The organism is Solihabitans fulvus (genome assembly GCF_008386585.1).
Taxonomy (GTDB): Bacteria; Actinomycetota; Actinomycetes; order Mycobacteriales; family Pseudonocardiaceae; genus Solihabitans; species Solihabitans fulvus.
The window spans coordinates 117,668-143,114 of the sequence record NZ_VUOB01000076.1 but is presented as its reverse complement, the minus strand read 5'-3'; the positions used below and the strand labels follow the sequence as shown (position 1 = coordinate 143,114).

18 protein-coding genes are annotated in these 25,447 nt (G+C 69.2%); 5 read left to right on the top strand and 13 right to left on the bottom strand.

Annotated elements, in window-relative coordinates; genetic code table 11:
• The coding region (locus F0L68_RS36675; RefSeq protein ID WP_149854498.1) for a hypothetical protein at nucleotides 1-728 on the top strand (728 nt) is incomplete at its 5' end.
• A gap of 103 nt (nucleotides 729-831) precedes the next feature.
• On the opposite strand, the gene F0L68_RS36670 is transcribed toward F0L68_RS36675, so the two are convergent.
• From F0L68_RS36670 to F0L68_RS36645, 6 genes are all read right to left on the bottom strand, one after another.
• Complete coding sequence (locus tag F0L68_RS36670) at nucleotides 832-1,176, bottom strand: hypothetical protein (protein ID WP_149854497.1); 345 nt, start codon at nucleotides 1,174-1,176, stop codon at nucleotides 832-834.
• A 170-nt stretch (nucleotides 1,177-1,346) separates the two neighbouring features.
• Nucleotides 1,347-4,955 carry a WD40 repeat domain-containing protein gene (locus tag F0L68_RS36665; RefSeq protein WP_223199463.1) on the bottom strand — a complete coding sequence of 1,203 codons (3,609 nt, stop codon included), beginning with the start codon at nucleotides 4,953-4,955 and terminating at the stop codon, nucleotides 1,347-1,349.
• Nucleotides 4,956-5,240: 285 nt separating this feature from the next.
• A complete protein-coding gene (locus tag F0L68_RS36660) occupies nucleotides 5,241-6,287 on the bottom strand; it encodes an ABC transporter permease (RefSeq protein WP_149854495.1) in 1,047 nt (348 codons plus the stop codon).
• Nucleotides 6,280-7,785 (bottom strand): sugar ABC transporter ATP-binding protein, encoded by a 1,506-nt coding sequence (locus tag F0L68_RS36655; protein WP_149854494.1) that lies wholly within the window; start codon nucleotides 7,783-7,785, stop codon nucleotides 6,280-6,282. The genes F0L68_RS36660 and F0L68_RS36655 overlap by 8 nt, the downstream gene beginning before the upstream one ends.
• Before the next feature lie 19 nt (nucleotides 7,786-7,804).
• Nucleotides 7,805-8,869: a sugar ABC transporter substrate-binding protein gene (locus tag F0L68_RS36650; protein WP_223199462.1), complete on the bottom strand. Its 1,065-nt coding sequence runs from the start codon at nucleotides 8,867-8,869 to the stop codon at nucleotides 7,805-7,807.
• Between the two features lie 47 nt (nucleotides 8,870-8,916).
• Nucleotides 8,917-10,224: an enolase C-terminal domain-like protein gene (locus F0L68_RS36645; protein ID WP_149854492.1), complete on the bottom strand. Its 1,308-nt coding sequence runs from the start codon at nucleotides 10,222-10,224 to the stop codon at nucleotides 8,917-8,919.
• A gap of 307 nt (nucleotides 10,225-10,531) precedes the next feature.
• Between F0L68_RS36645 and F0L68_RS36640 the strand changes: the two genes are divergently transcribed.
• Nucleotides 10,532-11,236, top strand: coding sequence for a FadR/GntR family transcriptional regulator (locus F0L68_RS36640; RefSeq protein ID WP_149854491.1), 705 nt, complete (start codon nucleotides 10,532-10,534; stop codon nucleotides 11,234-11,236).
• A gap of 61 nt (nucleotides 11,237-11,297) precedes the next feature.
• On the opposite strand, the gene F0L68_RS36635 is transcribed toward F0L68_RS36640, so the two are convergent.
• Nucleotides 11,298-11,888, bottom strand: coding sequence for an expansin EXLX1 family cellulose-binding protein (locus F0L68_RS36635; RefSeq protein ID WP_223199461.1), 591 nt, complete (start codon nucleotides 11,886-11,888; stop codon nucleotides 11,298-11,300).
• A gap of 37 nt (nucleotides 11,889-11,925) precedes the next feature.
• On the opposite strand from F0L68_RS36635, the gene F0L68_RS43920 reads away from it, so the two are divergent.
• Entirely contained in the window at nucleotides 11,926-12,099 is a 174-nt protein-coding gene (locus tag F0L68_RS43920; protein ID WP_223199460.1) for a hypothetical protein, read from the top strand.
• 284 nt (nucleotides 12,100-12,383) lie between these two features.
• On the opposite strand, the gene F0L68_RS36630 is transcribed toward F0L68_RS43920, so the two are convergent.
• Together F0L68_RS36630 and F0L68_RS36620 are read right to left on the bottom strand one after the other, a co-directional pair.
• On the bottom strand, nucleotides 12,384-13,631 hold the full coding sequence (locus F0L68_RS36630; protein ID WP_149854490.1) for a helix-turn-helix transcriptional regulator: 1,248 nt from the start codon (nucleotides 13,629-13,631) through the stop codon (nucleotides 12,384-12,386).
• A 1,062-nt stretch (nucleotides 13,632-14,693) separates the two neighbouring features.
• On the bottom strand, nucleotides 14,694-16,067 hold the full coding sequence (locus tag F0L68_RS36620) for a GH12 family glycosyl hydrolase domain-containing protein (RefSeq protein WP_149854488.1): 1,374 nt from the start codon (nucleotides 16,065-16,067) through the stop codon (nucleotides 14,694-14,696).
• A gap of 401 nt (nucleotides 16,068-16,468) precedes the next feature.
• Here F0L68_RS36620 and F0L68_RS45565 point away from each other — a divergent pair, with 401 nt between their 5' ends.
• On the top strand, nucleotides 16,469-17,587 hold the full coding sequence (locus F0L68_RS45565) for a glycoside hydrolase family 11 protein (RefSeq protein WP_149854487.1): 1,119 nt from the start codon (nucleotides 16,469-16,471) through the stop codon (nucleotides 17,585-17,587).
• A gap of 28 nt (nucleotides 17,588-17,615) precedes the next feature.
• Complete coding sequence (locus F0L68_RS36610; protein WP_149854486.1) at nucleotides 17,616-21,284, top strand: glycoside hydrolase family 3 C-terminal domain-containing protein; 3,669 nt, start codon at nucleotides 17,616-17,618, stop codon at nucleotides 21,282-21,284.
• Between the two features lie 123 nt (nucleotides 21,285-21,407).
• Here the strand turns inward: F0L68_RS36610 and F0L68_RS36605 are convergent, their stop codons facing one another.
• The 4 genes from F0L68_RS36605 to F0L68_RS36590 form a co-directional block, all read right to left on the bottom strand.
• The gene (locus tag F0L68_RS36605; protein ID WP_149854485.1) at nucleotides 21,408-22,853 is read right to left on the bottom strand and encodes an NACHT domain-containing protein; all 1,446 of its coding nucleotides are present in this window, start codon (nucleotides 22,851-22,853) and stop codon (nucleotides 21,408-21,410) included.
• 210 nt (nucleotides 22,854-23,063) lie between these two features.
• Entirely contained in the window at nucleotides 23,064-23,759 is a 696-nt protein-coding gene (locus tag F0L68_RS36600) for a cupredoxin domain-containing protein (protein ID WP_149854484.1), read from the bottom strand.
• Nucleotides 23,756-24,349, bottom strand: a complete 594-nt coding sequence (locus tag F0L68_RS36595; protein ID WP_188317028.1) for a YceI family protein — start codon at nucleotides 24,347-24,349, stop codon at nucleotides 23,756-23,758. The genes F0L68_RS36600 and F0L68_RS36595 overlap by 4 nt, the downstream gene beginning before the upstream one ends.
• A gap of 66 nt (nucleotides 24,350-24,415) precedes the next feature.
• The gene (locus F0L68_RS36590) at nucleotides 24,416-25,435 is read right to left on the bottom strand and encodes a cupredoxin domain-containing protein (RefSeq protein ID WP_223199459.1); all 1,020 of its coding nucleotides are present in this window, start codon (nucleotides 25,433-25,435) and stop codon (nucleotides 24,416-24,418) included.
• Nucleotides 25,436-25,447 lie beyond the last annotated feature (12 nt).

The following is a 25,447-nucleotide window of genomic DNA, read 5'->3' as shown; positions in this document are numbered from 1 at the left end:
TGCTGGCACGCGTGCCCCGCGGCATGGCCGGCACCACCGTCCGCCGTAGGCTCCGGACGTGGCCCAAGGTGTCGCCCGTCGGCCGCGTCGCGGCCCGAGTCCTGGCCATCGCTGGCCTCGCCGTCGCCGGAGTCATCCCGACCACGCCGGCGCGCCCGAACGGCGAGACCACTCTCGTCGTCCCGAGCCCGACCACGACATCCAGCTCCCCGGCCTCCTCTCGCGCCACCGTCGGCTCGGCCGCGCCGCCCGCATCCGGTCAGCCGGACCGGACGACCGTCGGCCGGCCGACGACGGGCGCACCGAACTCGGTTTCTCCGGCCGGCAGCCGGGTCTCGGACGGTCCGCTGTCCGCGCAGGGCGCCATCGATCCACACAGCACCGTCTACTGGGCACAGAGCACGCTCACTCTCGACACAGCCGTGCCGCTGACCGCGCTCACCGTGGAGGTGCGCAGCACGCAGACCGGCGGGGTGCAGAGCACCGGCCAGTGGCAGACCGGGCCGAGCGACGACTACACCATCACCGTGCAGGAGGTCGGTGGCGCACTGGTCTACCGCTGGGACCTCAAGCCGGGCCGCACGGTGCCGGCCGGACAGCAGTTGTTCGCCGCCCAGTACAACCACGCCACCGGGCAGCGCGACGCCGACGCCGACAGCTATGACGTGCGGGCCACGGCCGCCGACGGTGCGCACGCGGTTCGGGGTCGCTTCACCCGGACGAAATGAGCGGACGCCAAACCCCTCGCGACCGGGTCACCAGGAAGGGGCCGGTGGCCGCGTCTTCGCGCGGTCACCGGCCCTTTCTTCGTCGCGTTCCGGCCGTCCGGTGTCAGCGGGCGCAGCGCCAGGAGTAGGCGTTGTTCGGGTCGAGCACGACCGAGAACGCGCCGGCGCCGTACTGGTTTCGGCAGGCGCCGTCCATGTCGACGCCGTAGTAGTTCTGGGTCCACTTCGAGTAGCAGCGCCAGGAATAGGCGTTGTTCGGGTCGAGCAGTCGCGCCTCCAGCGGCCGCCACGTCTGGACGCTGCACTGCTGCCCGACGTCGATTCCACCGATGATCGTCGCGGCCGACGCGGGGGTCGCCATGGCGACCGCGCCACCGGCCAGGCCGATCGCGCCGACGGCGACAGCGGCGGCGCGGCGCCGCCAGTTGCCTCGGTCTCTGATCGTCATGCAGGTCTGTCTGGACATTGCCGTTCTCCCTGACTGGTCGCGGGCAGTTGGCGTACCTGCCCTGTGGGCTGTTCCACGACCTGTTTAGCGAGGTCAGGCGATGGCAGACAGGGCGAGAGCGTGGTCCGTACTGCCGCGCACGTTCTCGTACAGACTCGTACGCCCACGGGTCAACACGGTGGGGTATACGGCTTGCCGGGGATGAACTGGTCCCACTCCGAACGCGTGATCGGATCGCCCGCAGTAGCGCAGATCGATCTGGCGACCAGATCTGGCGTGGTGTTCCAGAGTCGTACGGCCGTGTCGCGTCCCCCGGCGACGAGAATGTGGCCCGCGGGACTGAAGGCGACGGTGAACAGGCCGTCATCGGCTGCGCTCAGGGTCGCCAACAGCGCGGGTCGGGCCGGAACGCGCAGATCCCACAGCCAGATCGTGCGGTCGATGCTGGCGATGGCGAGGACGCTGCCGGCGGGATCGAATGCCAGGTCGTAGATCTCGCCGACCGGGCCGATGAGCCGCGGTTCCAGCTGTCGAGGCGCGTCCGGCCTGCTCAGGTCGACGAGCCGGGCCGTGTAGTCCGCGCCACCGAACGCGAGCACCCTGCCATCAGGACTGAACGCGACCGCGTACGCCGGCCCGGTGAATCCGGTGACGGTGTGCAGCAGCCGTGGATGCGCCCTGTCGGCCACATTCCACAGCAGGCCGGCACCATCGCCGCTCGCGGCGGCCAGCAGGCGTCCGTCCGGGCTGAACCGCACACCGTAGGCGGTCACGCCGACCGACAGCGTCGAGACGATGACCGGTCGAGCCGGGTCGGTGACGTCGAGCAGGTGGACGGTGCCGTCGTCGCTGGACACGGCCAGCATCCTGCCGGCGGGGTCGAAGGTGATCGCCTGGATCGTGGACTTCCCGACCTGCACCGGTGCGCCGAGCCGTACGGGATTCGCGGGATCCGCGAGACTCCACAGGTCGATCGTGCCGTCCCCGGCTCCACCGATCGCGGTGCGGCCGTCGGGAGAGAGCACGGAGGCGCCGACCAACTGGCCGAACCCCGCGGGAGCACTCAGCGCGGGGTAGCCGCCCGCCGGGTGCGCGGGGTCGGTGAGGTCCCAGAGCCGGAGGTTGTGGTCTCCCGCGCCGACGAGCAGCCGGTCCCCGGCCGCGTCGTAGGCGGTGGAGAAGATCTGGTTGGTGCTGCCGGTGAGCAGGGGGCCCGGCAGCGGCCAGGTGCGGGTGACGTTGTCGCCCGCCGTGGTGATCAGGGTGTGTGCGTCCCGGTACACCGCACTGGTCACCGGGGCAGGATGGGGAAGCACGGTGAGGACGCCTCTGCCGTGCAGGTCCCACTGCCACAGCTTCGTGTCGGAGCTGCCCGCGGCGAGCGTGCCGCCATCCGGGCTGAAGGCGAGCGTGTTGATCCAGCTGGCCGGTCCGGTCAGCGGGGGACCGGAACTCGTCGGGCGCGTCGGGTCCGCGATGTGCCACGTGTAGACGCTGTGTTCGGCCGCTGTGCCCGCCGCGAGGGTCTGCCCGTCGGGGGAGACCGCGACCGTGAAGATCCTGCTGGTCGGACCGGTCAGCGTCGGCAGGGCGGTCGGGCGGTTCGGGACGGCGGCGTCCCACAGGTGCACGGTGCCGTCGTCGCTGCCGGCGGCGACGATTCGGCCGTGCGGGACGAACGCGACGCTCTTCACCGCCTGGTCGGGGCCGGTCAGGCTCGTCGGCGGCGCGCTGCCGGTCAGGTCCCAGATCCGGGTCGTCGCGTCGCCCTCGCCTGCGGCCAGGAGCGAGTCGTCCTGGCTGAACGCGAGTCCGAAGATCCTCGCGGATCCGGCGGCGGGGACGGGGAGCGCCTTGGGCTGCGCGGGGTCCGCGAGCCGCCAGGCGGCGACGGCGCCGCTGCGAGTGCCGGCGGCGAGCATGGTCGCGTCGGCGCTGAGCGACACCACGTCGACGGGCCCGGCGAGCCGTAGTTCGGGGCCGAGGCGGGTCGCGGCGCCGTCGGACCCGGTCTGGTACAACTGCACCGTCCCGGCGGCGGTGCCGATCGCCAGGAGCGAATCCGCCGCGCTCGACGTGGTCGCGTCGGCGCGCAGCCGTCGCGGCATCGGGCGTGCCGAGGTGTCAAGCAGCGCGCCGCGCGCCTCCTGCGTCGGCGCGACCTGGTACGCGGTGAGCGCGAGCTGCGCCGCGAGCGCGGGATCCTTCTCCCGTAAGCGAATCGCCTTGCCGGTGATCTGCCGCGACAGCGCGACCTCGGCCTCGTGATCGGCGTTGCTGGAGACCTGGTGGGCGTACAGTCCTGCGCCGGCCGCGACGAGCAGGAGGACGAGCACGGCGCTCGCCGACTGGTAGCGGCGACGGACTTCCCGCCGTTCGGCCGCCACTCGCGCGGACCGGTCGGCGACGGACGCGTCGAGAAAGTCCCGCTCCAGTGGATTGATGGCGTCACGCGGGCCTGGTTCGGCCGCCCAGTCCAACGCGGTCTCCAACAGCCCGCCTCGGTAGAGGCCCTCCTGCGGCCGGCCGTCCTCGTGCCACGAACGCGCGGCCGCAGTGAGTCTGCCGTGCACGTGCTGGCCGATCCTGTCCTCGGCCAGCCAGCGCTGTAGCAGCGGCCAGGCCGACAGCAGGCACTCGTGACTGATTTCGACGGTCTCCGCGCCTGTGGTGAGCAGCCTTCGTCCGACGAACAGGTCGAGGACCTCGGCGATGACGTCGGACTCGGTGGACGAGCGTCCGCCGAACAGCTCGTCGAAGGTGACCCTGCGGCGAGTGTCCGCGACGTTCTTGTCGGTCTGCACCAACCGCAGGAACAGGTTCCTTGCCACGGTCCGCCGCTCGGCGGACAGCGCCCGATACGCGTCGTCCGCAGTGCGCGCGACCGCGCCGTGCACGCCACCGGCGGCGCGGTAGTGCTCGATCCGGATCGAGGCGCGGTCCGAAACCTGCTGCCGGGACAGCTCGACCACCGTGCGCAGGGTGTGCGACAGCAGTGGCAGCACACCGGGTTCCCGCGCGGTGTCGCGCAGCACCAGATCCACCAGCCCGTCCTGCAACTCGAGTCCGGCCGCCGTCGCGGGTTCGACGATCACCTCGCGCAACTGGCGTTCGTCCATCGGCTCCACGACGATCTGGTTGCTCTGCAACAGGACCGCGAGCTTCGGGTGTTCCAGGGCGCGGTCGTAGAGGTTGGCGCGAAGGCCGAGCACGACGGCTCCCGGCCAACCGAGCATCGCGTCGACGAACGCGCTACGGGCCGCGTCGTCCGAGCACAGGGTGAACAGTTCCTCGAACTGGTCGATCACGACCACGGCCTCGTCGTCCGCCTCAGCGGTGTGCTTGGTCCACTCCAGCATCGGCTTCGTGCCCGGTGTGAACAGGACCGACGAACCGACAGCGGGGATCAGGCCGGCGCGCAACAGCGACGACTTGCCCGACCCTGACGCCCCGACCACGATCAGCGGGGCGCCGCCTCCGCCGCGCCGGTTCACCTCGTCGACGAGCCTGGCCGCGAGGTCGGCCCTGCCGAAGTACACGTCGGCGTCGGACGGCTCGAACGCGCGAAGCCCGAGATAGGGATTGCGGTTCGCGGCGGCGGGCCGGGTGACCCGGCTTCGCAGGGTGGCCAGTCTGGCGAACCACGCCTCGTGCGCCTCGCCCGCCGGGACGCCCATCGCGGTGAGCAACCGGGAGAACTCGCCGCCGACGGACAACTGGGGGAGGTGCCGGCCGGTGCAGTAGCCCGCGATGGTGGTGAAGCCGAGTCCGGCCTCCACTGCGAGCCTGCGGTAGGACTTGCGGCACCCTCGGCGCAGGACGTCGAGTTCCTCGGCGAACTTCTCGGGCGTGTCGATGGCCCCTGCTGTCGCGTGCCCTCCCCGGAACTACCCGTCGTCTCGCTTGACTGACCGTCGCTGTCGGCGGCAGTGCCGTTACTCGGCTGGGCCGGACGGGGCATCGACAGGCAGAAATCTCGTAGTGACAACGAATTCGGGGACAGCGGTCGCCATCGTCGAGCGGGTCGTTTGTCGCGCGCTCCTCGCCTCGTGCGGGTCGTGGGGCTAATCCTGGACTTTGCCTCCGGTGACCCTGGACAGGGCCAGCGCGATGAGGATGATCGCGCCGTTGAGCGCGCCGATCCACTGAGCGGGGACGCCTGCCAGGGTCAGCACATTCTGGATCATGAACAGCAGCAGGATGCCGGTGAACGCGCCGAACATCGTGCCCTTGCCGCCGTTGAGGCTGATGCCGCCGATGACGGCGGCGGCGAACACGGTGAAGATGTAGCCGTTGCCCTGGGCGGAGGCGACCGAGGCCAGCCGCCCGGACAGCAGCAGGCCGCTCAGCGCCGCGAGCACGCTCGCCGTCACGATGACGATCCAGAGCACCCGGTCGGTGCGGATGCCCGCGGCCTTCGCCGCGTCGACGTTGCCGCCGATCGCGTAGAGAGACCGGCCGAAACTGGTGAAGCCAAGCACCACGATGCCGACGGCGAACAGCAGCAGACACAGCCAGACCGACGCCGGCATGCCAAGCCACTGCTCGGTGCCGAGGTAGAGCATCGACGCCGGCAGCCGGAAGAACGTCTGGCCGCCCGAGATGCCGGTCAGGATGCCGCGGAGCACGATCAGCATGCCGAGCGTCACGATGAAACCGTTGAGCCCGAACCGGATGATGAACAACGCGTTGACGACGCCGACGAGCACACCGACCGCCAGCGCGATCGGTACCGACCAGCCTCCCGGCAGCAGGCCGAGTCCGTGGCCCGTGCCGACGGGCACCGTGAGCCAGGCGGCGACCCCGGGTGCGAGTCCAACGGTGGACTCCAGGGACAGGTCCATCTTCTTGACGATCAGCACGAGGGTCTGCGCGAGGACCAGGATCGCGATCTCCGACATGGTCTGCAACACGTTGATCAGGTTGTCGCCGCGCAGGAAGACCGGGCTGACCAGCTGACCGACGATCGCGATCACGATGATCGCGGGAATGAGCGCCAGATCGCGCAGCCGGGCGTAGGCGATCCGCCTGCCACTCCCGGCGCGGCGGACAGCGCCGCCGCCGGCCGGATCGTTCGCGGTGACCTCGGTCGCGGTCCTGGACTCAGCCATCGAGGTCGACTCCTTCCATGCTGGCCACGAGCTGGTGGTCGTGCCAGCCTCGGGGGATCTCGGCGACCACACGGCCCTGGAACACCACCAGGACCCGGTCGCACAGGCGTAGGTCGTCGAGTTCGTCGGAGGCGATGAGCACCCCAGCGCCGGACTCGGCGATCTCCTCGACCTTGCCGAGGAGAAACTCCTTGGACCGCACGTCGATGCCTGCGGTCGGGTTGATCAGCACCAGCACCTTCGGGTCGTTCGCCAGCGCGCGGGCCATGACGACCTTCTGCTGGTTGCCGCCGGAGAGACCGGACACCGGCAGTTCCGGTCCAGGCGTCTTGATCGCGAGCTTCCCGATCATGGACCGGGCGAACTCGTCGCGACGGCGGCCGTCGATGAAACCGGCGCGGCCGAGCTGGTCCGGAATGGTCAGGGTGCCGTTGTCCGCGATGGACATCTGCGCCACGTAGCCCTGCTGGTGTCGGTCCTGCGGGACGAAGCCGACACCAGCCTTCAACGCGGCGGGCACGCTGCCCGGCCGAAGCTGGGGGCCCGCGACCTCGACCGTGCCGTCGGTGGCGGCGCGCAGGCCCACGACGGTCTCCGCTATCTCGATGCGGCCGCTGCTCGCCGCGCCCGCGAGGCCGACGATCTCACCCGCGCGGACCCGGAACGACACGTCGTCGTACGCGCCGCGCAGGGACGCGCCGGTCAGCTCGAGCACGTTCGCGGCCTCCGCGGGCGGGCCGCGACGCGCGCCACCGGCCTCCGCCGCCGCCTCGCCGGTCATGGCCGCCACCAGTTCCGCCCTCGGCAGCTCGCCGACCGGTGAGGTCAGGATGTGCCGGGCGTCGCGGAACACCGTGACGGTGTCGCAGATCTCGTAGATCTCCTGGAGGTGGTGGCTGATGAACAGCAGGGTGACGCCCTGCTGCTGGAGATCCTTGATCCTGGTGAACAGCCGGCTGATGGCGGCCCCGTCCAGCTGGGCGGTCGGCTCGTCCAGGATGATGAAGCGCGCCCCGAACGAGAGGGCCCTGGCGATCTCCACGAACTGCCGCTGTTCGACGTCGAGCTCGCCAGCGGGGACGCGCACGTCCACGTCGACCGACCAGGTGTCGAGCAGTTCCCGTGCCTTGCGACGGACCGTCCGCCAGCTGATCAGTCCGTTCCGGCCGTGCTCGTGTCGGTTGAGGAAAAGGTTCTCGGCGACCGTCAGCTCGGGGATGATGGTGGACTTCTGGTAGACGCACGCCACCCGCTGCCGCCACGCGTCGCGGTCGGCGAGCCGGGGAGCGGGCTCCCCGCCGAAACTGACCGCGCCCTCGTCCGGCGCCTGTAGTCCGGTGAGGATGGACACCAGGGTCGACTTGCCCGCCCCGTTGCGTCCCACCAGTGCGTGGGTCTGCCCCTGGCCGATGCTGATGGCGGCCTCCCGCAGGGCCACCGTCGACCCGAACCGCTTCGTCACTCCCGTCGCCTCGGCGACGGGCGGGCCTACAACCATCTCGCTTGTCACCTTCTGGTTACTGGAGTTTGTTGCCCCACAAGGACTTGTCGTCGCTCTTCAGGCTGGAAACGCCGTCGAAGGAGCCGCCGTCCGCGGTGACCAGGGGAGCGGAGAGCTGGTCCTCGAGCATGCCGTCGCGGACCTTGACGATCGTGCTGTCGTGGTCGGTCTTGCCGGGGTTGAACGTCTTGCCGTCGATCGCGGCCTTGAGGTACTGGAGGGCGTACTTGGCGTAGAGGTCGGCAGGTTGGGAGACGGTGGCGTCGATGTGGCCGTCGGCGATGTTCCTTAGCTCCTCGGGAATCCCGTCGTTGGAGACCACGAACACGTGCTTGGGGTCCTGCGGACCGACCAGCAGGTCTCGCTGCTTGAGCACTTGCAGCGTGCCCGCGAGCGCGAAGCTGGACTGCATGTAGACGCCCTTGATGTCCGCGTGGGCGGTGAGGTCGGTCTGGAGCTTCTGCGCCGCGACCGCGCCGTCCCAGTTCGTGGCCTCCCCGAGCACCGTCATGGCCGGGTAGTTGGACTTCATGCAGTCGTTGAAGGCCTCGGTGCGGTCGCGGCCGTTGATCGAGGCGAGATCACCCTGAAGCATCACGACCGTGCCCTTGCCCCCGAGCTTGGCACCGAGGAACCGGCATGCCTTCTCGCCGTAGGCTCGGTTGTCGGCCCGGACCACCATGTAGACGTCGCCGCTGTCGGGCCGGGTGTCCACGGTGACCACCGGGATCTTCTTCGCCGACAGCTGCTCAAGGGTGGGCGCGATGGCCGCGGTGTCCTGCGGGGCCATCGCGACGCCCTTGACGCCCTGGCTGATGAACGTCTGGGCGTTGGCGGTGAGCTTCGCGACGTCGTTCTGCGAGTTCGTGGTCTTGAGTTCGAGGCCGAGTTCCTTCGCGAAATCGGGCGTGTACTTGATGTAGGAGTTCCAGAAGTCGGTGTCGGAGCGCGGGTAGTCGACGCCAACCACCGGCGCGCCGCTGCCCGACCCGGAGCTCGAGCTGGCGCTACAGCCGCTGAGCGCTGTGGTGAGGGCGGCGACGACGCCGAGGCAGATGTACACGTGGGACCTGGTCCGCACGGCGGATCTCCTTACCACGGAAGTGAGTCCGGCCAGTTCGGGTGTGTTCATGCGGTGGCCTGCCTGTTCCAGATGGGCCCGTCCGGGAAGCGGTGGGCGGCGATGGAGGCCGGGTGCAGCTCGGCGCTGATGCCGGGCGCCGTCGGCGCGAGGTAGTGGCCGTCGCGGACCCGCACCGGGTCGGTGAAGTGCTCGTGCAGGTGGTCGACGTACTCGATGACGCGGTTCTCGGTGGTGCCGCTGACGGCCACGTAGTCGAACATCGCCAGGTGCTGGACCATCTCGCACAGCCCGACCCCGCCGGCGTGCGGGCAGACCGGGACGCCGAACTTCGCGGCCAGCAACAGGATCGCGACGTTCTCGGTGACGCCCGCGGTGCGGCTGGCGTCGAGTTGAAGGATGTCGATCGCGTTCGCCTGGAGCAGCTGCTTGAACATCACCTGGTTGTGGGTGTGTTCGCCGGTGGCGACCTTCATCGGCGACAGCGCCCGCCGGATGGCGGCGTGGCCGAGGATGTCGTCGGGTGAGGTGGGTTCCTCTATCCAGTACGGGTCGTACGGCGCGAGCGTGGTCATCCAGTCGATCGCCTGGCGCACGCCCCAAGCCTGGTTGGCGTCGACGGCGATCCTGATGTCGGGTCCCAGCGCCTCGCGGGCCAACCGCAGGCGGCGTCGGTCGTCGGCGGGGTCGACGCCGACCTTCAGCTTGATCTGGGTGAACCCGTCGGCGACGGCCTGCACCGACAGGCGCACGAGTTTCTCGTCGTCGTAGCCGAGCCAGCCGGGGGTGGTCGTGTACGCGGGATAACCGTGGCGCAGCAGGTGATCGGTGCGTTCGGCGCGACCCGGTTCGGCGCGGCGGAGGATGTCCAGCGCCTCGTCGCGGGTGAGGGCGTCCTCGAGGTAGCGGAAGTCGACGAGGTCGACCAGCTGTTCGGGCGTCAGTTCCGAGAGCAGCTGCCACACGGGCTTGTTCTGCCTGCGCCCGTAAAGGTCCCACATCGCGTTGACGATCGCGGCGGCGGCCATGTGGATGGCGCCCTTCTCCGGACCGAGCCAGCGCAGCTGGCTGTCGCCGGTCAGCCTGCGGGAGAAGGCGCCGAGGTCGCCGAGTACCTCGTCCACGGACAGGCCGGTCACTAGGGGAGCGAGCGCCCGCACGGCGGCGACCTCGACGTCGTTGCCGCGTCCCACGGTGAACGCGAGCCCGTGGCCCGCCGCGCCCTCGCTCGTGCGGATGGTCACGTAGGCGGCCGAGTAGTCGGGCTCGGGATTCATCGCGTCGGAGCCGTCGAGTTCAAGCGAGGTGGGGAACCGCACGTCGACCGCCTCGACGGCGTTGATCAGCTCGGTCATCGTCCGGTGCCTTCTCGCATCGAACGGCCCTGGTGTCGGGTCCGTGGCATCGCGACCGCCCCTCGTGGTGTGTCAACGGCGTGTCCGCGATGCAACAGCGGATCACGGACATGGGATGGATTTATAGGCCACGGGTGACTCGGTGTCTATGGGTGGAGGGCAACTGAGCGCAGAACTCCGTGGAAAGTGCAGGTACAGGCGTCTAGTTGCCTTCTTGGCGCATGGGCGGGACATCCCATCTCTTTCGCAGAGATGGGATGTCTTGCTAGCCTGCTGCGGTGCACTCGACGATCCGGGAGAGCCATCGATGTCACTGACCGACAAGGCCATCGGTCGCATCAGGGACCTGATCGGGTCGGGGGAGCTGCCGCCGGGCGCCAAACTCCCGCCCGAGCAGCAGCTGGCGGCCGACCTTGGCCTGTCCCGGAACCTGATGCGGGAGGCGGTCAAGGCGCTGGTGGTCGCCCGGGTGCTGGAGATCCGGCGTGGTGACGGCACCTACGTGACCAGCCTGGAGCCGGACGTGCTGCTCGGTGGTATCTCCTCCGCGGTGGAGCTGCTGCGCGGCGACACCCTGCTCGAGCTCACCGAGGTGCGCAGGCTGTTCGAGCCGGTCGCGACGGGGCTCGCCGCCACCCGCATCTCCGCAAGCGAACTCGCCGAGGTCGAACAGCACCTCGACGCGATGCGCGCGGCGCAGGACGACGTGGAGCTGCTCAACACGCACGACGCCGCGTTTCACCGCGCGGTCGTCGCCGCTACTGGCAACGCCACGCTGACGACCCTCCTGGAGGGCATCTCCAGTCGCACAGTCCGCGCCAGGGTCTGGCGCGGACTGGTCGACGACAGGGCGGCGAGCCGCACGCTGGCCGAACACGAGGCGATCTTCCAGGCCCTGGTCGGCCGGGACGCCGCGCTCGCGCAGGCCGTCGCCCTCATGCACATCAACACCACCGAGCGATGGCTGCGCGAGCACGTCGGTCGCGACGGCGACCGCCAGGATAGTTCATGAGGGGACATTCATCGACCTCCGCAGCGTGCGCCGGCTCTCGGCAGGCTCTGCCGGTTCCCGGTCAGTGCGCGGCGAACTGGAGGCTGGTGCCCTGCACGACATCGGCCTTGACCGGCAAGGGATCCACGACCAGACGCTGGCCGTAGATGTCGGTGACCGCGATGGCACCGCCACACCCGGAACCGTTCTCGGAGAGGAAGTAGTTGTAGTCGGTGCGGTGCAGCTGTTGCCACTGTCCACCTGACCAGACCTCCAGTCGTGCCACCGGATTGCGGTGGTCGATGACCTGGATGCCGCACCAGTACTGGCTGGACCCGGACTTGTAGCGGATGGAGATGTTCTTCGGCGCTGCGGGGCTCACCAGCGTCCACGTGATCGGGATCTCGCCAGCGACGGGCGCGGCCAGCCGGGCGAACGCCGCCGCGCTCAGGTCCAGCTGCCCGACCCGACACGGCGCCGGACAGAGGTTGGTGATCCGCACCGTCAGCCTCGCCCCGTTTGCCGCCCGGACCAGAACATAGGCGCCGCAGGCCTTGGAGTCCTCGTAGTCCGACCAGTTCATCGCGGCGGTCAACGGATCGGGGCCGGGGTCATACGAGCACGCGCCGCCGCCGTTGGAGTCGTAGAACGTCGCCACCCCGCTGTGGGGCACTCCCGGCTGGATCTTTCCGGCCAGCGGTGTGCGATCGGTGACCGCAGCGGGCGCCGCCGTCGAGGCCGTCGTTGTTGTTGTCGACGGGGCAGTGGTGGTCGTTGTCGTGCTGGTCGCGGCGTTCGCTGACGTGGACGACACGGCCGACCCGGCCGAGGACGGACTGGTCACCTGGGCTGCGGCAACAGGTCTACCCGCGACACCCGTGTGATTCCGCAGCGCGAGCACACCCACGATCGCCGCCAGCATCACGACCACCGCAGCCACCAACCACCGTCTGGACACCACAACCCCTATGCGACAAAACGAAAGTCGACGCCAACCGTGAGGGTCCTGATCGTGCCAAAGCGTCGACCTGTCGGGCAAGCCCCCACATCGTGACCAGGGCGATCGACCACAGTGGACCGGTGCGCGCTGGACAGGCGGATGTGGGTTCGGCCGCACGTAGAGGTCGTCCGAGAAGGGTCTCCCGCCGGGTCGGCCGCCTCGGATTTCCTACTCACCAACAGCTGGCCGGCCGCTGTCCATGAAACCTGCTTTGCGCATCTCCTCGTACGCTTCGCGTAGGTCGGCCGCCTCTGGCAATCCCTTGGCTTCCACGGTCTGCACCACTTCGGCCGCCCGCCACTGGTTCGAGGGAACAACGCGGCCCGAGGCAATGGCCCGCAGGGTGTGGCAAGCAGCCTCGTCCACGTGGTTACCCGCCAACAGCGCCAGCGACAGGTCGATGTTGGCTGATGCCACCCGGCGCGGCCACTTGCTCACGTCGTCGCCAGGGGAAAGCCGTCTGATGACTTCACGGGCGTACTCCTCGGCGGCAGGGTCACTGACCCACGCCAGGGTGGTCGCGGTATACGCCATCGACTTGTCTGGGTCGTAGCGATAGTGATGCTCCGGCCGGTCTGGCCGTGACAGCGGTGAAACGAGGCGCTGCACCTCCTTGACGGCCGCGTAGGTGTCGGCTCGTTGACCAAGCCGGGCATGCGCCCGCCCTGCCTGCGCGGCGGCTTGGATCGCCGCCGAGCTGCCGACCGGGGCAAGCGCCCTGGCCGCGTCCGACAGTTCGAGCGCCCGCAGGTAGTCGCCGTCAGTCAGCACGCGCCAAGCTTCGGTTTCGTAGCACCATGCCCGGATTTCTTCGTGCCCGGCGTGCTCGGCGAGACTCGAAGCGCTCTTCAGTCGTGCCCGCGCGGCGTTGGCCTGGTTCAGGTCGATGTGCACAGTTGCCCCAAGGAGCGAAAGCCACCCGCCGACAATCAGCAACCGCCGGTGTTCGGCCAAGGTCCTGCGAGCATCGAGCAACCGGTTCAGATATCCGAGGTGCCGCCGGATGCGGCCAAGCAGAACGCCGGGCGAGGTCGTTGGGTAGGCAACCGCCAGTTCGTCCACGACGGACTCAAGCCGCTCCAGCGTTTCCGAGCCGACGTCGCTGGCCTCAACGCGGCGCATCAGCTCAAGAGCCTGTAGTTCGTCGTCTTCGGTCGCGATCGGCGTAAACCAGGGCTGGATGGCCGTTGACGTGGCCGCGAGGAGATCGGCCGGATGCAGCAGGCCCCGCAGGGCTGCGGCGTCGAGACCGAGCAACCGGGCCAGCTTCGGCTGCTGGTACGGCAAGGGGTCGTTGGTTCCGGCTTCCCAGCGAACCACGGTCGACCGGTCGACACGCATTGCTTCGGCCAACGACTCCTGGGAGTAGCCAGCGACCTTGCGTACCTGCGCCAGCTCGATCCGGCGTATCGCCATCGAGTGACCTCTCAGTCGGGGATCCCAAGCACTTCGAAGGCTGTTCGCCCAGGTCAAGACTAGCCGTGCGACATCTGTGCGGCACCGCTGCGTCACTTGTGCTCTGTTGATCGACCTTGGCGTTCGCTTCAGTGGCTCACGACATCGTCAGCAGCGAACACGGAGGGCATCGTCGATGGCGACGAAGTCAGCGCAACCACGGGCAGCACCCACTTCGCGGCCCGACACCGCTTCCGCCAGGGAGGAACGGCGGGTTGTCGCGCCGTACATCACTGCATGGAGCGCCGAACAGGACTTGCCTTTCACGTTGGTGGAACGCCCCGACTGCGGCATCAGCTACGTGGACGAACTACCGACCGACCGCGATTCCCACGGCGTGTTGTGGCGACGAGCCGCAGTACGTCACCAGATAGGTCGGCCCGAGTTCGGCAAGGTTCACCCCTTGCGGCAACGGCGGGCCATGAGGCGGTTGTTGTGCCAGGTCTGCGCCGAGCCGGCTGGCCGATCAGACGACGGCGTCCTGTGGCTGCTGCGGGACTACCGACACGACTGGCCGGGCTGGCCCGAAGGAATGGCGTCCGTGGAGCCGCCCATTTGCGTACCCTGCGTCGCGGTGTCCTTGCGGCTGTGCCCAGCACTGCGACATGGCGCTGTGGCTGTCCGTGCTCGTGAGCATCCGATCGCGGGTGTGCGAGGCGCACTCTATCGGAAGGGCGTGCTTGCTCCTGTTGCCGTCGAGGCGGCCAACTTGCCCTACGACGCGCCTGGCATTCATCGGATGGTGGCCTCGGCACTGATTCGCGAACTTCGGGGCTGTTCCCTCGTGTCGACGGGGGAACTCGTCGAAGAGCACGAAGCAACCGGAGGCGACGGCATATGACTCGCTCGTCTTCACGCGAGGGAGGACGGTGCTCGGCCGAGTTGTTCACTCGTGGGTCCGCGAGCGTGTCGACCGGGTCGCCGGATGACGCGCGGTGGCCCGGACGTGGCCCAGGCGCACACGCGCACCATCGAACAATCGGCAGGTCGTCATCGGGCGGATGGGTCGTGCGAGACAGAGCGTCAGCTCGCGGTGCAGGACAGCGCGGGCGATGCGTTGCTGCCCGAGTAGTTGGCCTGTAACCCGAAGCTCGTGTTGCCGCCGGGCGGTATCGCGCCGTTGAATCCCGCGTTCGTGACGGTCTCGCCCTGGCCGCTGTGGCTCTCCGTGCCGTTCCAGACGTTGGTGACCTGCTGGTTGCCGTTCCAGGCCCAGGACACCTTCCATCCGGTGGTGGCCGTGGTACCGGTGTTGTTCACCGTCACGTTGGCGGTGAACCCGTTGCCCCACTGGTTGGTCACCGCGTAGGTCGCCGTGCACCCGCCCCCGCCACCGCTGCCAGGGGACGTCGTGGCGGTCACCCCCGCAGACCGGGCCGAGACGTTGCCGGCCGCGTCGTAGGCGGCGACGGTGTACGTGTGCCGCGTCGCAGCAGACAGCCCGGTGTCGGTGAAGGTGGTCCCGGTGGCCGTGCCGACCTGGGCACCGTCCCGGTACACCCGATAGCCGGCCACGCCGACGTTGTCTGTGGACGGCGACCAGGACAGGGACACCGAGGAACTCGTCGTGCCGGTGGTCGCGAGGTTCGCCGGCACCGACGGCGGAGTGGTGTCCCCGCTGTTGCCGCCGGCCGTGGCCGTGACCGAGAAGCTGTTCGTGCCAAGGCCTTGGCCTCCGCGCCAGACCTCGAAGCCGGCCTCGACGTCGATCAGGTAGTTCGAGGGGTTGATCGAGCCGCGCGCCACCGCGTCGTTGAACAGCGCCTTGAGGTCGAGATTGCTGACGGACGTGGCGCCCGGGTTCAACACGTACGAAATGATCTTCCACGAGGTTTGCTGCCCGGTCCACACGGACCAGTTCATGCCGTCGACACTCGAGGTTCCGGTCTGCGAGCCGAACGGCTGCACCCCACCGCGACTGTTGATCCAGATCATCACCTCGGTGCCGTCCGGCTGGCCGGTGGTGGTGGGCGTGGAGTTGAACCAGACGTCGTAGGCGACGTCGTACGCGCCCGACGCGGGCTGGGAGGTACTCCACGACGTAGTGGCGCTGCCCAGATTGCTCACCTGGATCGGCATTCCGCTGTTGGGGGTGCACATGCCCCAGTGGCAACCCTTGTAGATGGACGGGTAGGTGGCCGGCGCGCCACCGTTGAGGTTGAAGTTGGCGGTGGTCAGCGACCACGCGGTCCCGCCGGTGTAGGTGATGCACTGCGGCGAGCTCGAGTTCCACTCGTTGGCCTGGATCAGGTAGTCCCCGGTCGAGATCGTGCCGGTGCCGGAGCAGGTGGTCGTGGCGGCCTGCGCGGTCGGGGCGGCGATCACGATGCCCGCCGCCCCGACTGCGATCGCCAGTGCCGCCGCGAACACGCGGGGCCGAGAGAATGTTCGCGACATCGGACTGTCATCCCTTCGGAGGTCCGCCGCGCGCCCGCAGCGGGAAGGTCTCGCGGTGGGCCGCAGGAGGACTGTCCGGGAATTCGGCCCGCGGCAGAATGTAGCCACGCTGTTGCGGCGGCCCAAAGTGCAGCGGCCGAGGACCGCGACGAAGCCCAGGTCGAAACAATGTCGTGAACTGAAAGTTACAGGCGACTACCGGGTTCCGACGAACCGCGACCTCAGCGCCGGGGCGGACTCCGACTCGCATGCTTGCCGCGAGGCAGACCGACTGCTACCGATGGGATCAGTCAGGCCGGGATCACGCCGAACCCAGAACGCGTAGACGCCGACCGTCGCACCGAGCTGCGCCAGCTCGTAGCGCGATCCTCGTAGGCCTTCGATGAGGAAGGAACACGCACGTGCGCCTCGTCCATCCCCAGCGCCGCAGCGGCCTCGGACTGCGCGGCAACCGCGTCAGGCTCCTGATCGGCTGTGCTGTCACCGCGGTACTCACCCTCGTGGCGATCATCCTGCCCGCCACCGCCGAAGCCGCCGGGACGACCTGTTCGAGCCAGACCGGAAACAGCAACGGCTACTACTACTCGTTCTGGACCGACGGCGGCGGATCGGCCTGCATGACCTTCGGCTCCGGCGCGAACTACAGCACGTCCTGGAGCAACGCCAGCAACTTCGTCGCAGGAACCGGCTGGGCCACCGGCAGCCGCAGGACGGTGAACTACTCCGGCAGCTTCAATCCCTCCGGCAACGGCTACCTGTCTCTCTACGGCTGGACCACCAACCCGCTGGTCGAGTACTACATCGTCGAAAACTGGGGCAGCTACCGGCCAACTGGAAACTACAAGGGCACCGTCACCAGCGACGGTGGCACGTATGACATCTACGAGACGACGCGGTACAACGCGCCGTCCATCATCGGTACCGCGACCTTCAACCAGTACTGGGCCGTCCGCCAGGCCCGGCACACCGGAGGATCCATCACCACCGGCAACTTCTTCGACGCCTGGGCCAGCCACGGCATGAACCTCGGCAACTTCAACTACATGATCCTCGCCACCGAGGGCTACCAGAGCAGCGGCAACTCCAACATCGTCGTCGACGGATCCTCGCAGGGCGGCGGAGGCACAACGGGCGAACTGCACGCGGTGGGCGCTGGCAAGTGTCTGGACGTGCCGAACGCCTCGACCGCGTCAGGCACGCAGGCACAGATCTACTCGTGCTGGGGCGGAGCCAACCAGACCTGGACCCACACGTCCCCTGGCCAGCTGACCGTCACCATGAGCGGCACCACCCTCTGTCTTGGCGCCGCCAACGGCCAGACCAGCCCCGGTACCAAGGTGGGCACCTCGTCCTGCAACGGCGGGGCCAGCCAACAGTGGAATCTCAACTCCAACGGCACGGTCACCGGAGTCCAGTCGGGACTGTGCCTTGACGTGACCGGAGCCTCCAGCGCCGACGGCGCGCTGGCCGAGCTGTGGACCTGCAACGGCCAAAGCAACCAGCAGTGGACCCTCGGGTAGCCACCGCCCGTACGTGACGGAGGTTCCCATGTTCGCAGTCCATCCCGGCCGGCGACGAACCCGGCTGCTCGCCATCTCCCTGCTCGCCGCGACGATGACCGTGGCCGCGCTCGCGCCGTCCGCGCCGGCGGCCACCTCGGCCGAGCCGACCGCGACCCCGCCGCCGGTCTACCTCGACACCCACCACAGCTTCGCCGAACGGGCCGCCGACCTCGTGTCGCGCATGACGCTGAGCGAGAAGGCGCAGCAGCTGCACACCAACAGCGCGCCGGCCATTCCCCGACTTGGCGTGCAGCAGTACACGTACTGGAGCGAGGGCCAGCACGGGCTCAACACGCTCGGCGCGAACACCAACCACGGCACGGTCAGCGGCGGCGTGCACGCGACGAGCTTCCCGACCAACCTGGCCAGCACCATGTCCTGGGATCCGGACCTGGTCTACCAGGAGACCACGGCGATCTCCGACGAGGCCCGCGGCATGCTCGACAAGTCGCTGTGGGGCGTCGCGCAGAACAACATCGGCCCTGACAAGAACGGCTACGGCTCACTGACCTACTGGGCTCCGACCGTGAACCTGGACCGCGACCCCAGATGGGGCCGAACCGACGAGGCGTTCGGCGAGGACCCGTACCTGGTCGGCAGGATGGCCGGCGCGTTCGTGAACGGCTACCAGGGGCAAACCCGGTCCGGCCAGCCGATCACGCCCTACCTGAAGGTCGCGGCCACGGCCAAGCACTACGCGCTCAACGACGTGGAGAACGACCGGCACGCGGACTCCTCGGACACCACGGACACCAACCTCCGTGACTACTACACCGCGCAGTTCCGCGACCTGATCCAGAACGCGCACGTGTCCGGCCTGATGCCGTCGTACAACGCCGTCAACGGCACGCCGTCGCCGGCCAACACCTACCTGGGGAACGAACTGGCCCAGCGGACCTACGGCTTCGCGGGCTACACCACCTCCGACTGCGGCGCCGTCGGCGACGTCTACGCGCCCGGCAGCCACAACTGGGCGCCGCCGGGCTGGACCACTGCCACGGTCACCGGCGCGACGCAGTGGACGAACACCGTGACCGGCCAACAGGTTTCCGGCGCCGCCGGCGGCCAGGCGTACGCGCTGCGCGCCGGCACCCACCTCAACTGCACCGGAGCCGAGGACACCCTGGCCAACCTCGAGGAGGCCATCAAGGCCGGCGCGGTGTCCGAGGGCGTGATCGACGACGCGCTGCTGCACCTGTTCACCATGCGCATGCGGACCGGCGAGTTCGACCCGCCGAGCCAGGTGGCCTACACGAAGATCACCAAGGATCAGCTCCAGAGCCCCGCGCACCAGGCGCTGGCCGAGAAGGTCGCGGCGAACTCGTTGGTGCTGCTGAAGAACGACCTCGTGCCCGGTGCCGCCGCGCCGCTGCTGCCGGCCGATCCGGCCAAGCTCAACAACGTGGTCGTCGTCGGTGACCTGGCCGGCACGACGACCCTCGGCGACTACTCCGGCGAACCGGCGCTCCAGACGAACGCCGTGCAGGGCATCACGTCCGCGGTCAAGGCGGCCAACCCGAACGCCACGATCACCTTCGACGCGTGCGGGACGTCCACCAGCGCGACCACGACGGCGAGCTGCGCGGCGGGCACCCTGGCCGCCGTCAAGACGGCCGACCTGGTCGTGGTGTTCGTCGGCACCGACACGAACCTGGCCAGCGAGGGCAAGGACCGCACCACCATCGCCATGCCGGGCAACTACGACTCGCTGATCAACCAGGTCAACGCGGTCGGCAATCCCCGGACCGCGTTGGCCATCCAGGCAGGCGGCCCGGTCAGCATCGACAAGGTCAAGGGCGACTTCCCCGCCATCGTGTTCAGCGCGTACAACGGGGAGAGCCAGGGCACCGCGCTGGCCGAAGTGCTGTTCGGCAAGCAGAACCCCAGCGGGCACCTGAACTTCACCTGGTACGCCGACGACACGCAGCTGCCCGGGATGAAGAACTACGGCCTGACCCCGTCCCAGACCGGTGGTATCGGCCGCACCTACCAGTACTTCACCGGCACACCAACCTATCCGTTCGGGTACGGCCTCTCCTACAGCAGCTTTGCCTACTCGCACGTGCACGCCGCCCCGGCAACAGTCGGCGCGGACGGGCAGGTGACCGTGCGGCTGGACGTGACCAACACCGGCAGCACGGCCGGCGCCACGGTGGCCCAGCTGTACGCGGCAACGCCGTTCACGGTGCCCGGCGTGGAGCTACCGCGCGAGCGACTGGCCGGATTCCAGAAGACGACCGTGTTGGCACCAGGCCAGACCCAGCACCTGGCCATTCCGGTGCGCATCAGCGACCTGGCGTTCTGGGACGAGGGACAGCACCGCGAGGTGGTCTACGACGGTCCCTACCAGTTCGGCGTGGGCACCGATGCCAGCCACCTCGTCGGCACCAGCACGGTGACCGTCACCGGAGCCATCGTCCCGAAGACCCGGTCCGTGACCGTGCAGCCCGACCAGGTCGTGTTCGCGCCGGGCCAGAGCATCGACCTGGCCGGCAGGAACCCGTGGATCGCCGACGACACCGCGCAGGCCGCCCAGCACGTCCCGGCCGACCACATCGTCGAGGCGGTCAACGACGACCAGTCGTTCGTCGACCTGACGCGCACCCCGGTCAGCTACCGCAGCAGCGATCCGCGCGTGGCCCAGGTGAGCAGAACCGGCAAGGTCACCATGGTGGCACCGGGCGTCGCGACCATCAGCGCCACGGTGAACGGGGTCACCGGCTCGACGCCGGTGGTGGTCAAGCAGCCGTTCACGCTCAGCGCACCGACCCAGGTGCAGCCGGGCACGACGTTCACCGCCAGCACCACGCTGGTCAACCCGGCGGGCGCTCGGCCGCTGCACGAGGCGACCCTGACGCTCAGCGCGTCCGGCGGCTGGACCGTCCACGCCACCTCGCCGTCCACCTTCGGCACCGTGGCGGCCGGGCAGACGGTCAGCACCACCTGGCAGGTGGACGTGCCGGCCTCAGCGCAACCCGGCAAGTTCGACGTGTCGGCGCGGGCGACGTTCACCTCCGTCAACGGGCCGGGCAGCTCGGCGGACGCGACCACTGTGCTGCTGCCGCATCCGCCGTACCCGTCGTTGCCCGCGGCGTACAACAACGTGGCCGTCAGCGACGACGCCAACCCCGGTGCTGGCAACTTCGACGGCGGCGGCGCCAGCTTCTCCGCCCAGGCTTTGGCGAGCGCGACGCCCAGCCTCACCCCGGGCGCCACATTCACCCATGACGGGCTGACGTTCACCTGGCCGACCGCGCAACCTGGCACCCAGGACAACGTGGTCGCCGGGGGAGTGGCCGGCGGCCAGACCATCGCGGTCTCCGGGACCGGCCGTACGCTCGGCCTGATCGGCGTCGGTGACTACGGCAGCCCGACCGGGACCGCGACGGTGACCTACACCGACGGCACCACCGAGCCCTACACCGTCACGTTCGCGGACTGGTGGGCCAACGCGGCGAGCGGCGGCGATATCGTCGCCACGGTCCCGTACCTCAACACCAGCAGCGGAAGGACGAACCAGCAGGTGAGCCTGTACTACGCCGCGATACCACTCCAGACGGGCAAGACGGTGCGATACCTGACGTTGCCGGACATCAGCGACGGCGCGACCACCGGCACGGCGGCCATGCACATCTTCGCCATCGCGGTCGGCTGAGCTGAGCGAACAGTCACTGATCTGGTTGTCCCGCCGGTATTGTGCCGGCGGGACAACCACTTCTGGGGCGATCTGCTCTGCCGAGTCCGTGCCCGCACCCGACAAAATCTGGTGGGCCGATCGTCACCGCACGCGGGTGGCGAGGCGGTCGCGGAGGCGGGCGTGGCGGAACTGGTAGACAGTGCCGGCCTGGCGGAGGACTCCGGCCTGATGGGCGTCTTCGAGGAAGGCGTTCAACCGCCAGGGGAGCCTGCCGATCATGGCCAGCTGGCGACTGGCACGGAAGTAGGCGCCGAACGAGGTCTGGCAGTAGGTCAGGAGCGCCACCGCGAGCGCGGTGAGCGTCGCGAGACCGATCCCGAAGTCACTGGCTCCAAGGATGACGGTCATCCCCAGGAACGACACCGCGAAGAGCGCGCCGACAAGGACGGAGGTGACGGCAGCGGCTCGAATTGCTTGGCCGATCGCCACTTTCCCCGGTCTCCCCTTGGTCGCATCGGGGACGGCAGTCAGGTACGGGCGGAACAGAAAGAGCGCGCCGAGGCCGGCCGTGAGCAAGGTCAGCCCCGTGGTCCCGAAGATGAACTTCCAGGTGAAATCGATCTTGGTCTCGTAGTGCTCACCGGGTCGAGGAATGCTGGCGCTGTAGAGGTCGACGGGCGCCAGCTTCCCGCCGATCAGCCAGATGAAGAACAGTACACCGAGCCAGGCAACGGGAACGCCGATCAGCAACCAGAGGACGATGAGCCACGGCTTGTCGTCCTCAATTTCCTTCTCGTCGCCTTCGTCGATGAACTTCCTCGGGTCTCCCTTGGGCAGGAACGGCCTCGTCATGAATCCCGCCGCGAGGCCCATCGCCACCGCGCCGATCACTGTTGTCCAGGCCTCGGTCATGGTGGCCGCGAGAAAAGTCAGCCAGCGCTCGGCCTTCTTGCGGGACCACCGTCTCGATGGGGGTCGCTGTGGATCGAGATAGGTGGGGCCGTCCTCGAACGCCGTCGGAATGATCGCGTCGAGCAGGTGGTTCTCGATCGATCCGACCGTCGGAAACCGCACTGGATCCAGGAGTTCGGTCGGTTCACGGTGGGGATCCTCGTACACGCTTCGCAGCAACGACACCACCAGCGGCGTGCGGAACGTCGTGGTGACGGCCTCCGACGGTCCGGCCGCCAGGTGGTCCAGGAATCGTTGCCAACGCGGAAGTGCGCCCGGTTGAACACTCCGCCGAAGATGGGCGAGCACCACGGGAGGTGCCAGTTCCTCCGCTGTCAGCACCGCCGCCGAGTCGATGATGCCGACTTTTTCGGCCGCTTCCGCATACTCCTCGGAACGGCACGTCAGAATGATCGGGTCGCCGCCTCGGACGGCTCTGGCGATCGCGCGGAACGCGAAGAATCGTCGAGTCGGCGCGATCTCGTCGAGACCGTCCAGGATGGGCAGCACCTGACGGTTGGCGACCAGGCGCTGCGCTCCGTCGAGGCTGATGCTGGGATATTCCTCGACAATTCGCCTTGCTATCCACGTCCGCAGGTGTTCTCGCGCCGGGTCCCAGGACGCGAGGGAGAGCATGAGCGGTACGGGCTCGTCGCGACCGGCCGAATCAAGAAGATGGAGCAGGAGCAGAATCGCGAACGAGGTCTTTCCGCTGCCAGCTTCACGAGAATGATCACTCTCCGGCGGCGGAGGCGGCGCATCGTCCGGACGAAGTCGGCCAGATCGCCCGCGTTGCCGGACAGGTCACCGTCGACATTCACCGGGTGGTCCGCGAGCTCGGGACGACTAGGTCTGGTTGGGGCGGCTGCCAAGGAGCAGCAGGCAGAGCACGGTGACGCCGGCGACCAGCGCGGCCACCAGCAGCATGGGGTTCACCTTCGGGTCGGCCGAGGCCGCCGCCGCGACGGCGGTTCCGGCGCTGGTGCTGGACGGCGCGGTCGGCGCGGCGGCGCTGGCGGCCGGCTGCTGGACCGGGACGGCGGGTTGCTCGGCCTCGGTGGGCTGGTGCTGGCCGGGCTGGGTGCCGGGATCGGGTTGCTTGGCCGGTTGCGTGGGGATCGGCTGCGCGGGGGCCGGCTGCGCGGGGGCGGGTTGCGCCGGGGCCGGCTGCTGCTGCGCCGGCGGCGGGTCGGCGGGCAGCACGGTGAGCTGTGCGCGCATGTCCGGGTGGATGGAGCAGAAGTAGGCGTAGTCGCCGGGGGTGGTCACCTGGTAGCTCCAGGACTGCCCGGTGGTCAGCGTCGGCGAACGGAACGACGCAGGTGCGCTGGTCGTGGTCGCGTCGTGCGGGGCCTGGTCGGAGTTCGTCCAGGTGATCGTGTCGCCAACGTGGACGGTCATGCTGACCGGCGAGAACGCGTGCCCGACGATCGCGATCTGGTGCGTCTCGGCGTGTGCGGAGCCAGGCGCGACCAGCGCGACCAGCCAGGCCGCGGCGAACGCGTTGACCCAGCGGGCGACCCGGGAGCGGCGGCGGGTCATCGGGTGAAGTCCCCGGCCAGTTCGACCGTGAGCCTGCGCCGGACGAGTGCCGCGGCCAGCACTGACAGCCGGCGCGGATGCCGGCCGTGCACGGTGTGCCGGTCCACCCGACCCCGGCAGGACAACACAACGGCTTCGGTGTCCACCCGCACCACCCGTGCGGTCGCCGGCAGCGCGACGGTCAACTCGCGGACGGTCACCTCGCCGACCAGCCGGAGCGCGCCGGGCCCTGCGGGGTGCACCTCGGCGGTGAACCGGATCTCGGGGTGGCGGTCGGCGGCCAGCGCCAGCGGACCGGCCAGCGCGCGGCGGGTCAGCGGGCGGCTCACTCGGGTGGGGCGGCTGCGCACGGTCAGGGCAAGTTCGACCGGCGCGTCCGGGCCGTCGGGCACGTGCAGCTCGCCGGACGCGGGGGTGAAGCGCGCGGCGAGCGGGCCGGTGCGCACCTCAAGCGCGCACCGGTCCAGCCGCAGCCGGTAGGTCCCCGGCGGTGGCAGGCCCGGCCGCACCTGCGGCAACTCGGCCGCTGCCTGGCCGGGCCGAGCGGCGGCGGTCTCGGTCGCGTTCTCGGTGGGGGACAGGGACGACATGGCGGCTCCAGGGAGACGGGGTCGGGCCGGTGTCCCCAGGACACCGGCCCGACCTGGCGGACTCATTCAGCAGGTGAGCTGGTTCACCACCGGCTCCAGCATGTGCTCGACCAGCACGAGGTGCGACGACACGTACTGGGTCGGGTTGAGGATGTCGCCGATCTGCTGGGTCAGCGGCTCGTCCAGGTGCGCGGCCTGGAGGTGCTGCCAGAACGTCAGCAGCGGCTGCTGCACTATGCCGCCGCCGTTGACCAACGGGGTGAGCAGGTGCTCGACCAGCACCAGGTGCGACGACACGTACTGGCCCAGGTTCAGAATGTCGCCGACCTGCTGGGTCAGCGGCTCCTCCAGGTGCGCGGCCTGGAGGTGCTGCCACAGCGTGGCCAGCTCCGCCTTGGCGACACAGTCACCGACGGGCGGCGGGGGCGGCGTGGTGCCTCCGGAGGTCGGCGGGGCCGTGGTGGTGCTGGTCGGCGGAGTGGTGCCGCCGCCGGTCACCGTCAGGGCCGCCTTCATGTCCGGGTGCACCGCGCAGTAGTACGTGTAGCTGCCGGCCTTGGTGAAGGTGTAGCTGAACGACTGACCCTGCGCGATGTTGGGCGAGCTGAACTTGTCCGGCCCGCTGTCGATCGTGACGGTGTGCGGCGCCGAGTCGTGATTGGTCCACACCACGGTGTCGCCGACGTCCACGGTCGGCGATGCAGGGCTGTACTGGTAGTTCATGATCTCGACGCGGACCGTGCTCCCTGACGCGGCTGACGCGGCTGGCGCGGCTTGCGGCTGCGCCTGGGCGTTCGGGGCCGCGGCGTTCGGCGCCGCTCCGACCGGGGCCGCCGCCGGGACGGCCTGCACGCCGGCCGGGATGATCCCCGCCGGCAGGCCGAGCCCGTTCAGTTGTTGCGCCGCGAGACCGACCTTCGGCGTCGCCTGCGGCGCCGGGGCAGCGCTCTGCCCGCCGGCCGCGTTCAGCGCGAGCATCGCGCCCGCGATGCCGAGCGCGGCCACCGCGACGGCCAGCCGGGCGGACCGTCGGGGTTGCCCGACCTGCGGCCGTTCGGTTTCGACCGGCCCTGTGTTCGTGTCCACAACAGACTCCTC

What these genes read in the sequence shown, in the direction of transcription:
- F0L68_RS36670 (WP_149854497.1), bottom strand. Translation starts at nt 1,176, where the DNA reads ATGACGATCAGAGACCGAGGCAACTGGCGGCGCCGCGCCGCCGCTGTC.
- F0L68_RS36660 (WP_149854495.1), bottom strand. Translation starts at nt 6,287, where the DNA reads ATGGCTGAGTCCAGGACCGCGACCGAGGTCACCGCGAACGATCCGGCC.
- F0L68_RS36655 (WP_149854494.1), bottom strand. Translation starts at nt 7,785, where the DNA reads ATGGTTGTAGGCCCGCCCGTCGCCGAGGCGACGGGAGTGACGAAGCGG.
- F0L68_RS36645 (WP_149854492.1), bottom strand. Translation starts at nt 10,224, where the DNA reads ATGACCGAGCTGATCAACGCCGTCGAGGCGGTCGACGTGCGGTTCCCC.
- F0L68_RS36640 (WP_149854491.1), top strand. Translation starts at nt 10,532, where the DNA reads ATGTCACTGACCGACAAGGCCATCGGTCGCATCAGGGACCTGATCGGG.
- F0L68_RS36630 (WP_149854490.1), bottom strand. Translation starts at nt 13,631, where the DNA reads ATGGCGATACGCCGGATCGAGCTGGCGCAGGTACGCAAGGTCGCTGGC.
- F0L68_RS36620 (WP_149854488.1), bottom strand. Translation starts at nt 16,067, where the DNA reads ATGTCGCGAACATTCTCTCGGCCCCGCGTGTTCGCGGCGGCACTGGCG.
- F0L68_RS36610 (WP_149854486.1), top strand. Translation starts at nt 17,616, where the DNA reads ATGTTCGCAGTCCATCCCGGCCGGCGACGAACCCGGCTGCTCGCCATC.
- F0L68_RS36605 (WP_149854485.1), bottom strand. Translation starts at nt 22,853, where the DNA reads ATGCTCTCCCTCGCGTCCTGGGACCCGGCGCGAGAACACCTGCGGACG.
- F0L68_RS36600 (WP_149854484.1), bottom strand. Translation starts at nt 23,759, where the DNA reads ATGACCCGCCGCCGCTCCCGGGTCGCCCGCTGGGTCAACGCGTTCGCC.
- F0L68_RS36595 (WP_188317028.1), bottom strand. Translation starts at nt 24,349, where the DNA reads ATGTCGTCCCTGTCCCCCACCGAGAACGCGACCGAGACCGCCGCCGCT.